The organism is Finegoldia magna ATCC 53516 (assembly GCF_000159695.1).
Classification (GTDB): domain Bacteria; phylum Bacillota; class Clostridia; order Tissierellales; family Peptoniphilaceae; genus Finegoldia; species Finegoldia magna_F.
In genome coordinates this window covers 989,210-1,000,084 of the sequence record NZ_CM000955.1, presented here as the reverse complement: position 1 = coordinate 1,000,084, position 10,875 = coordinate 989,210, and the positions used below count along the sequence as shown (strand labels likewise).

General features: G+C 29.4%; 8 protein-coding genes and 1 CRISPR repeat array (1 of these 9 running past the window's edge). All 8 genes read left to right on the top strand.

The genetic code is table 11. The features are described from left to right. Nucleotides 1-12: 12 nt before the first annotated feature. The 8 genes from cas6 to cas2 are packed head-to-tail and all read left to right on the top strand — an operon-like array spanning nucleotide 13 to nucleotide 8,299. The gene (gene cas6, locus HMPREF0391_RS04615; protein WP_002835745.1) at nucleotides 13-735 is read left to right on the top strand and encodes a CRISPR-associated endoribonuclease Cas6; all 723 of its coding nucleotides are present in this window, start codon (nucleotides 13-15) and stop codon (nucleotides 733-735) included. A gap of 15 nt (nucleotides 736-750) precedes the next feature. Next, a complete protein-coding gene (gene cas8a1, locus HMPREF0391_RS04610; RefSeq protein WP_002835744.1) occupies nucleotides 751-2,229 on the top strand; it encodes a type I CRISPR-associated protein Cas8a1/Csx8 in 1,479 nt (492 codons plus the stop codon). 1 nt (nucleotide 2,230) lies between these two features. Then, entirely contained in the window at nucleotides 2,231-3,124 is an 894-nt protein-coding gene (cas7i, locus tag HMPREF0391_RS04605) for a type I-B CRISPR-associated protein Cas7/Cst2/DevR (protein WP_002835743.1), read from the top strand. After that, nucleotides 3,105-4,190 carry a CRISPR-associated protein Cas5 gene (cas5, locus tag HMPREF0391_RS04600; RefSeq protein WP_002835742.1) on the top strand — a complete coding sequence of 362 codons (1,086 nt, stop codon included), beginning with the start codon at nucleotides 3,105-3,107 and terminating at the stop codon, nucleotides 4,188-4,190. Before cas7i ends, cas5 begins: the two co-directional genes overlap by 20 nt. A gap of 8 nt (nucleotides 4,191-4,198) precedes the next feature. Further along, nucleotides 4,199-6,526: a CRISPR-associated helicase/endonuclease Cas3 gene (locus HMPREF0391_RS04595; protein ID WP_002835740.1), complete on the top strand. Its 2,328-nt coding sequence runs from the start codon at nucleotides 4,199-4,201 to the stop codon at nucleotides 6,524-6,526. Then, nucleotides 6,523-7,020, top strand: a complete 498-nt coding sequence (locus HMPREF0391_RS04590) for a CRISPR-associated protein Cas4 (RefSeq protein ID WP_002835739.1) — start codon at nucleotides 6,523-6,525, stop codon at nucleotides 7,018-7,020. Before HMPREF0391_RS04595 ends, HMPREF0391_RS04590 begins: the two co-directional genes overlap by 4 nt. 8 nt (nucleotides 7,021-7,028) lie before the next feature. Further along, a complete protein-coding gene (gene cas1b / locus HMPREF0391_RS04585) occupies nucleotides 7,029-8,021 on the top strand; it encodes a type I-B CRISPR-associated endonuclease Cas1b (protein WP_035109320.1) in 993 nt (330 codons plus the stop codon). A gap of 2 nt (nucleotides 8,022-8,023) precedes the next feature. Then, nucleotides 8,024-8,299, top strand: coding sequence for a CRISPR-associated endonuclease Cas2 (gene cas2, locus HMPREF0391_RS04580; protein ID WP_035109318.1), 276 nt, complete (start codon nucleotides 8,024-8,026; stop codon nucleotides 8,297-8,299). Between the two features lie 181 nt (nucleotides 8,300-8,480). Next, nucleotides 8,481-10,875: a CRISPR direct-repeat array (repeat unit 30 nt; unit sequence ATTAAAATCTACCCAGAGTGGAATGTAAAT) (it continues 1,059 nt past the right edge of the window).

Genomic DNA, 10,875 nt, shown 5'->3' with positions numbered 1-10,875 from the left:
AGGCGAAATAAAATGCGATTTGACGTAAACATAACTTTAAGTGATAAAGAAATCCCTAAAGATAAAAATCGAATGTTTTTATCTTTTATTAAGCACAATTTATCAAAAAACAATAAAAAGTGTTTTGAAGAATTGTATGGAAAGGGTATTACTAACAGAAAATCTTTTGCAATGGCGTCATATTTGCCAGGTGCTATATTTAATGAAAACACTATAACGATTCCAAACAAAAAAATCAAATTAACTATTTCTGTTGTTGACATGGAATTGGGTGTAGAAATTTTTAATTCTATGATGGGAAGTGCGAACAGTACTTATCGATACAAAGATTGTGAACTTACTACAACAAGTGTCAAACTATTAAGGGAAAAAAGAATAGAAAATTCAAATGAAATATTTAAAACTTTATCACCGATTGTTATAAGAGATCATGTAAGAGAAGATAACAAAGATTGGTTCTATGATTTAAGTGATGCAAAAGGACAAGAAATATTTGTGAGAAATTTAAAATATCAACTTGAAGAAGAATTTCCAGAATCAAAGTATTTCTTAGATGAATTGGAAGTAGAAGTTTTAAAAAATAAAAAAACAGTTGCAAAAAATTACGGTATCAACGTTCAATGTAACTTATGCGTATTAAAAATCAATGCAAAGTCTGAAATATTAGAGCATATTTACAAATCAGGAGTTGGATCATACAAATCTCAAGGATTTGGCTTATTTGACATTATTTAAGTAGGAGGTGATAAAGTGATAGAAATTTTAGAAAATAATCCAAAATTTAATAGAAGAGTTTGCCCTTCTGATTGGAGATTTTCGGCATCAATAGTTGGAATGATAAGATTTTTCGAAGAAGAGGAAATTGAGTTTGATTTAAGCGAAGACGGGTTTTATCTGTACTACAATTACGAAGATGTAAGTGAGGAAAATGATGAGAAATACTTTGATTATGTTGAAAAGACTTATCACGATTCTTTGCATCATACTGTACTAAAAGATTTACTTAGAATAAAAGATAAATCAGATGAACAGAAAAAAATAATCAAAGAAAAAATGAATGGCAATTCTATAATAAAAAAAGTGTTAAAGGGTGTAAATGCTGAAGATGAGGAAACTATATTAGAGAAAATATCCGAAAACAGGGAAGATATCATTAGGGATACTTTTAAAAACGCGAAATTTGGATATGCAAAATTTGCGAACCCCAATAAGATTAGGTCTGAAGAAGGAAAAGTGTGTAGATTGAATGGGTATTATGTAGATACTTCAAGGAAAACTAAATCCATAGGTTTTGCTTTTGATGATAAGACTAGAAACTACAATGATTTTATAGAGTTTGATTACATTCCTTTTGCATTTAGTCAAGATAGAGAATCCATTTTTATTAATAACAACATTAGTATTAGACATCTTAAAAACTCTAATGATGCGCTTGTACATGAAAATCAAGATAAGGGAAAATTATCATATAAGTTGAACAAAAATTTTAGAAGTGAGATTTTTTACAATTTCAGTGAGGCATCAAATTTTATTGATTATGATGTTGAAGTGATTCTTAAAAACCAAGATGATGATTTTTTTGAAACTATTTTTGTAAGAAAAGAGGCAATTGGAATTTTTGAAAGTATTTCAAAAATAGACAGTGAGAAACAATATATACAAAAAGCGTTGAAATATAATATCAAAATTAACGACGATTACTATATTAATATTTTGAACTACGTAACCAATTCAGTACTGAACTTACAAGTATTAGATAAATTAATTATATTTTTGTTTAGGTACAAATTCAATATTAAATCTAATGATAACAAAAGGGCAGAAAAATCTGATTATGGATTTTTGATATCACAATTGATAAGAATAAATAGATTGATATATAGAAAACTATATGATGGAGGAGATAACAATATGACATATAAAAATGTTTATGAAACCGCAGAAGAAGTTAAACGAAAATTAAAAGAGAAAAATATGGAAAATAAATTAGGATCTTACAGGAGTAAACTGATTGGAGCCTTAACTGCAAATGATAAAGATAGATTTATTATTGTGTTGTTGAATCTATCATCGTATTCACAAGTCCAATTCGACTTTTTAACATTACTTACTAAGGATTTTGATTTGTACAAAAATATCGCTTTTGACTTTGTGTCTAAGCTAAATTATTTTGAAGACAACGGATCAAATAAACCATCGGATAATACTAACCAAAATAAAGGAGAATAATATGAAAAATAAAGCATTAACATTAACAGTTGTAGCAAAAATGACTTCTAACTATGGAGAAGGACTTGGAAATATTGGAAGTGTTCAAAAAGTTTACCGAAACGGTAAATCTTACGCAATAAGGTCCAGAGAAAGTTTGAAAAATGCAATAATGGTTCAAAGTGGAATGTATGATGATTTAAAAGTAGATGTAGACTCCGGAGTAACGCAAAAAAGTGTAGATGAAAATACTAACGCTTCTAATTGTAGAGCATTAGAAGGTGGATATATGAATACAACAGGAGAAACTAAAATAAGAAAAAGTTCATTTTATCTTACTGATGCAATAGCGTTTGAACCTTTTATCAATGAAGCAAGATTTCATAATAATCTGTATCTAGCACAAAAGAGCGCAGAACAACAAGGTATCAACTTGCAAAAAGAAGCGAAAAAATCTGGATTAATGCCTTACCAATACGAATACGACAAATCTATGAAAAGATATTCAATTACATTCGATTTGGACAAAGTTGGAGAAGACTTGAATTTTGATGCAGTAGCAGATTCTAAAGAAAAGACAAACAGGGTTAATTGTATACTTGACGCTATCAAGGATTTGTCTCTAGTAGTTAGAGGAAATATGGACAACGCAGAACCATTATTTATCGTAGGTGGAATTGGTGACAAGAAAACTCACTATTTCGAAAATGTCGTATCCGTTGATGAAAAGAAATTACAAATTAACGATGATTTATTAAACAAACTAAAAGAAGGATATAAGGCAGGATTGTTGGAAGGAAACAACTTTGACAATGAAAAAGAAATTGAAGAAAAATTAAATCCTGTTAGCATCAGCTCATTCTTTTCGGATTTAAAAGAAGAGGTGAAAGCTTATTATGAAAATTCTTCGAATTAAAATAAAACAAGCTCAAGCATCTTATACAAGAGAGGAAACTGTGGATAATCACACAACTTATCCACTACCTCCATTTTCAACTATTATTGGAGCTTTGCATAATGCTTGCGGATACACATCATATAGACCAATGGATATTTCAGTTCAAGGTAAATATGGCTCAATGCAAAGAGAGTATTATACTAACATTGGTTTACTAAACAATAGAGAAGAAGACCGAAACTTTTTGGTTTATCTAAAAAATCCTCAGCTTTTATCTAAAGGTTTTATCCAAATTGGAGAAGGATTAAAATCACAAGGCAATAGCTTCATTAATAGAAAAACTGTTAGAATTGACGATGAAGAATATTATTCAAAGTATGTTGATTTAATGAAAAAGAAAAAAGAGCTAGATGAAGAAAATAAAAATGTTGTAAAACCTAAGATTAAGGAATTAAAAGACAAAGAAAAAGAATTTAAAACTGAGCAAAAAAAGTACGACAAGAATTCTGAAGAATATGCAGATCTGAAAAATAAGATTGAGGATATAAAAAAACAATACAAACTCATTGATTCTGAATTCAAAGATAAATACAAAAGAGAATATGATGATTTACAAAAACATTTTAAAACTTTGGTGAAAAAACCTTCAATGCAAGAAGTCTTGTACGATGTTGAACTTGTAATTCACATAAGAACTGAAGACGATACTGCCAATGATATTCTAGAAAATATTCAAAACTTCGTAAGCCTTGGAAGAAGTGAGGATTTTATTGAATTGATAGAAGCGAAGGAGACTGAAATATGTTCTCCTAAAAGCAGAGTTCATTTGGAAAATGACTATAAAATTTATGCAAATTTATCAGAAGTTACAAAAGAAGGAAATATTGGAAAGTTTTTTATTGCGGATGGTGACAACACTAGAGAAGCAAAAGGAACAGTATATTATATAAGTAAAGATTATCTTATTGAAAATAATAGGAGAGTATTCAATAAAATCCCATGCTTATATTCATCTAATATCGCAATTCAAAAAAAGTCTGGTGGAATTGTAGATGATGAAGGATATATCCTGAGTTTAAATTAGGTATAAAAATGAATGATATTGAAGATGCTTTAATAAAAGAAATTTATTCTAATAACCTTGCAAAACCAGACGAAACTTTGTATGAACATACAAAATTGCTTTTGGATAATTTTGAGATTTTGAAAAACTTAGGATATTTAAATAGTAATGTCAATGATATCGAAGAAATACTATATTTATCTTGCTTGTATCATGATATGGGCAAGATAAATCCGGTTTTTCAAGAAAGGTTAAAAAATAAAAATAAATTTGATAAAAATGTAGAGGTGGGACATAATATACTGTCAACATTTTTAGTAAATTCTTTCTTAGACGATAAATCAGGACGTAAAAATAATCTTATACGATGTGCTATTTTAAATCATCATAATTATATTGAGAATTTTACTTATCTTGATGCTGAAATTAACGAAGAATTAATTGAAAAAAACTTACTTGAAATTAATGATAAATTTTTACATCTAGATTCAGAAAATATTGAAGAAATGATGGATGAAACGCTTGATTTTCAGAACATATATGAAATGAAACGAATTCAAAAAACTTATGAATACATTATTATCAAAGGCTTGTTAAACAAATGCGACTATGCAGCTAGTGCTCACATGAAATGCGAAATCAAAAATGATTTTCTTCTGAACTCATTAGAAAGCTTAAATTATAATTGGCGAGATATTCAACAATTTTGTATAGAAAATAGAAATGATAATTTGGTCATTGTCGGTTCTACTGGATTGGGAAAAACAGAAGCTTCTCTTCTATGGGGAGCTGATAATAAAATATTTTATGTTTTGCCATTGAGAACTGCGATAAATGCAATGTATGAAAGAATAAAAAATCTAGTAAAAAATGATTATGATAAGAAAGTTGCAGTTTTGCATGGACAAACGGACAGCGTTTATTTGAAAGAATTGAATAATGATTTTTCCGTAAAAAATGAAAATGAAAAATTCTATGAATATTATAAGAATACAAAAAAATTAGCTATGCCGATAACTGTTGCCACGCCAGATCAATTATTTGATTCAGTATTTAAATACAATGGATATGAGTTTAAAATGGCTACATTTAGCTATTCTAGAATAATAATCGATGAAATTCAAGCGTATAGTCCAGATATCTTGGCATATACAATATATGCAATAAGATTGATAAATGATTTAGGCGGGAAAATTGCTATATTTACAGCGACATTAGCACCATTTGTAAAAGATCTTTTGACAAAAAAATCAAGTATCACAAGCGAATATAAATTCAAAGATTTTGAATGTAAGTACCACTGTTTTTTGTCTGAAAATAAAAGACATAGCATGAAGATTGTCGAAAAAGAATTAGATAGTGAATATGTTGAAGAAATATTGAATAAACGCGAGAATATAAGAACATGCTTGATTGTTAGAAATACAATAAAGTCAGCACAAGAACTGTACAATCAATTGAATAATAATTTGGATTGTTCAAAATATGAAGTAAATTTATTGCATTCAAAATTTACTGTAGAAGACAGAAAACAAAAAGAGGTTGAAATTTTAAAAGACGGAAATCCTAAAAATGTTAACGATAAAATAAAAGTATGGATATCAACGCAAATTGTAGAAGCTAGCTTAGACATTGATTTCGATATAATGTTTACAGAATTATCAGAATTACTAGGATTGTTTCAAAGACTTGGACGAGTGTACAGAAAAAGAACTTTAGAATCAGACATACCAAACATATACGTGTTTACAGAAATTTCAGAGAAGCAAATTTCTTCAGCGTATAACTCCTATGGATTTATCGATCAAACTTTGCATGATTTAAGCAAAACTGCTTTGAAAGAAAAAGGCGATGGAATTATCACTGAAGAAGAAAAAATGAATATGATAAATCAATATTTTACAACTGAAAAGCTTAGAAATAGTGATTACATCAAAAAGTTTAATCAAGTTTTTAATAAGATACAAAGCTTAAGTCCTGGGAAAATGGAATTAAGTGATGTGAAAAAAGAATTTAGAAATATAGTTTCATTCAGAGCGATGCCGATTAATATTTATAATAGTGGCGATATTGCCAAACTTATTGAACAAATAAACAATTGTTATAGAGATATGATAGCACTTGATGGTGAACAAAAAAATGCTGAAAAACTGAAACTAATAAAATTACAAGACAAACTATCAGACAAGACACTAAATGTAAATATTTCGGATATTAATCCCAAAAACTTCTTCACAGCCGCAAATGAAAAAATATATATTACAGAAAAATTTTACGACAATGAGTATGGACTCTTGAACGATGAGTTAGTTGATAAATTTGATTTACAACCTAATTCAGGAGGAATATTTATATGACAGAAGATAAGGTTACTGGGCTCATGATTTACTACTATTTTGTTTGCAAAAGGAAGTTGTGGTATTCTTGCCAAAACATATCTATGGAATCGGAGAACGAGAATGTTTCTGTTGGTAAATTTGTAGATGAATCTTCTTATATAAAAAACAGAAAACACATTATGATTAATAACGAGATTAACTTGGATTTTATCGAGAATTCAAATACTATTCACGAGATTAAGAAAAGTAGAAAGATTGAGAAGGCTTCGATTTGGCAAGTCAAATATTATTTGTATTATTTGAAAAAACGTAATATCGATAATTTGAATGCGAAAATAGATTATCCTCTTTTGAAGAAAACGGTGAAAGTTGAATTATCCGAAGAAGATGAACTTATTTTAGATAAATCTATCGAGGAAATAAAAAGGATAGTTTCGTGTGAATTTCCGCCTGAATTTGAAGTTAAGAATATTTGTAAGAGTTGTGCATTTGAAGATTTGTGCAAAATATAGGAGATTTTATGAAGAATAGCTTGTATGTTTATCAAAATGGGGAACTGAGAAGAAAAGATAATACTCTTCAATTTTGCACGGTTGATGGCGAGAAGAGGGACATTCCTGTCAATATGGTATCAGAGATTTATCTTTTTGGAGAGGTTAGTATTAATTCCAAATTAATAGATTTTTTGTCTCATAATGATATAATCGTTCATTTTTTCAACTACTATGATTTCTACAGTGCAAGTTTGATGCCAAAAAAATCAAAAGTTTCTGGGAAAGTAACAGTTAAACAAGCCCAATTTTATTTGGACGATGAAAAAAGACTACAACTAGCGATGAAATTTGTGGAGGGTGCAGGTAAAAATATATACAGAAATATTAGATATTATAACAGCAGAGGGAAAGATCTTGAAGAGTATATGAATGAGATTAATTATTACTTAAAAAACTTAGACAAAGCAAGAGATGTGCAAGAACTTATGGGGATGGAGGGTAACATTCACAAAACATATTACAAATCTTGGAGCACAATTATTAATCAAGAGATTGACTTTGAAAAAAGAGTCAAAAGACCTCCAGATAATATCGTGAATACTTTGATTTCGTATTTGAACTCATTGGTCTACACAACAGTTTTGGGCGAAATTTACAAAACTCAGCTGGATCCTACAATTAGTTTTCTACATGAACCTGGCGATAGAAGATATTCACTGAGTTTGGATATTGCGGAAATATTTAAACCGTTGATAGCTGACAGACTAATATTTTCGTTATTAAACAAAAATCAGATACAAGACAAACATTTTAGTCAAGAATTAAACTATTTGTACATGAAAGAATCAGGGTCTAAGGTAATATTGCAAGAATACAATAAAACTTTGCAAAGGACGATAAAGCACAAAGATTTATCCAGAAATGTAAGCTACAGATATCTAATCAGATTAGAATGTTATAAATTAGTAAAGCATTTTATTGGTGAAAAAGAATATGAACCGTTTATAATTTGGTGGTAAAAATGTATATAATTTTGGTGTATGACATCTCAAATGAAAATAATGGACAGCGAAGGTGGAACAGAGTATTTAAAATATGCAAACAATACTTAAACCATATCCAAAACTCCGTGTTCGAAGGAGAAATCTTGGAATCGGATTTGTTTAAGTTGAAGAAGAAAATCCAAAAAGAAATCGATGAGAAGATAGATTCAGTAATAATATTCAAAAGTCGAAACGAAAGATGGCTTGAAAAAGATATATTGGGAACAGAAATTGATGATCCACAATTTATCTAAATATAATTGTCGATCACCTGTATAGACAAAATACACGTGGATCGACAATGCCTAAAATAACACATTGTTTTGTATTACATTGAATTATTTTCAAAAAAATCGTAAATTTGATATACTTAAAAAAGACATAGACAGAAACACCGTCTATAAGCATTGGAAATACTGTCATAGACAGTCACCTATTAAAATCTACCCAGAGTGGAATGTAAATTTTTTCATTGCTATTTCTAACGCTTCTTTTACCCAAATTAAAATCTACCCAGAGTGGAATGTAAATAAAAGCGTATATCATAGCACAAGAACACAAGGCTCTAATTAAAATCTACCCAGAGTGGAATGTAAATACGGAACTCGTAAAAGAGAACTCATTGGATCATACATTAAAATCTACCCAGAGTGGAATGTAAATAAATTAAGATTAAATGCTGCTGGTGCAAGTAGAGATTAAAATCTACCCAGAGTGGAATGTAAATCAGAGCAGGAAAGACTTCTTGGCAAAAAGCTTGAATTAAAATCTACCCAGAGTGGAATGTAAATTTTGATAAGCGATCGGCATGGATAGATTTAATTATGAATTAAAATCTACCCAGAGTGGAATGTAAATTTTTCTAGCTTTTACAGAGTAATCCTCAGGTTGTGCATTAAAATCTACCCAGAGTGGAATGTAAATACATCAAACGTGTTGTTAAAAAATGCTTTTTGATTATTAAAATCTACCCAGAGTGGAATGTAAATTTTGATTTGAAAGATACTTTATCTTTGATGAAATCATTAAAATCTACCCAGAGTGGAATGTAAATTTGTTCGTCTTCCGTCTTATACTGCCATGAAGACTTATTAAAATCTACCCAGAGTGGAATGTAAATAATTTAGATAATTATGTTTCAGATACAACAAATTCAATTAAAATCTACCCAGAGTGGAATGTAAATATATGTTCAAATCTTAAAATGCGTAGAGATTCATTATTAAAATCTACCCAGAGTGGAATGTAAATTTGTTCGATAGCTTGCTAATGTGTTGTAACTAACATCTAAATTAAAATCTACCCAGAGTGGAATGTAAATCAATTTCGATAGTATTTTTTTCGCCAACTGTTAAATTAAAATCTACCCAGAGTGGAATGTAAATATCAAAAAGATTGAACACTTTAAAAATATTATTCAAATTAAAATCTACCCAGAGTGGAATGTAAATCGGAGTACCTTACTCAGACGTAAACAACGCAGGGAATTAAAATCTACCCAGAGTGGAATGTAAATCCAAATATTTTTGTAATCTTTTTCTGTTGATGTAGTAATTAAAATCTACCCAGAGTGGAATGTAAATATTTATTTCAACGCAATTTTAGATAAAAAAGAGCGTATTAAAATCTACCCAGAGTGGAATGTAAATTACTTTCTTATAGAACGGTTTTTTCTCTTTCATTGATTAAAATCTACCCAGAGTGGAATGTAAATTTTGTAAAGAATGACTTATCGGGATAATTTGAGTTTATTAAAATCTACCCAGAGTGGAATGTAAATTATTCAGCAGAGACGTTAAATGATTACATGGAAAAAATTAAAATCTACCCAGAGTGGAATGTAAATCAGGCTGTAGGTCAAGCATTCCAAAATGCGGTAAAATTAAAATCTACCCAGAGTGGAATGTAAATACACTTAATCCAAGTGAGCCAATGACATTTCTTGCTATTAAAATCTACCCAGAGTGGAATGTAAATTAAATCCGAAATTTTTTATTGAACTCGCGACTGCATCATTAAAATCTACCCAGAGTGGAATGTAAATAGCTCAGTAACTCTAGCATTATCGCCGTATGATATATTAAAATCTACCCAGAGTGGAATGTAAATGTTTGTTCTAATCTTAAAATGCGAAGAGATTCATTTATTAAAATCTACCCAGAGTGGAATGTAAATGTCGGACTCGGAATTGCTGGGGCTTTCTTGGCTTGGATTAAAATCTACCCAGAGTGGAATGTAAATATATCTGAGATGGTTGAAATTTTAGTTTTATGGGATTAAAATCTACCCAGAGTGGAATGTAAATGATATTATTTATCAAGAGATAAAATCTTGCAGATGTGATTAAAATCTACCCAGAGTGGAATGTAAATGTGGGACTTGGAATTGCTGGAGCTTTTTTAGCTTGATTAAAATCTACCCAGAGTGGAATGTAAATGTTTGTTCTAACTTGAAAATGCGAAGAGATTCTTTATTAAAATCTACCCAGAGTGGAATGTAAATGATTCTCCTTTTAAGTCTTTAAATGCCGCTTTGGATTAAAATCTACCCAGAGTGGAATGTAAATTCAGAATAATAAATATCATTATCTCCTCCATCAGAATTAAAATCTACCCAGAGTGGAATGTAAATGGAGTTCCAGTAAATAAATAAATCATACAAAACCTCACATTAAAATCTACCCAGAGTGGAATGTAAATACCTAAGATTGAGAGAAATGTGCTTTTAAAATTATAAATTAAAATCTACCCAGAGTGGAATGTAAATTTATTATAAACTGAAAATTTATCTCCACCTAAACATATTAAAATCTACCCAGAGTGGAATGTAA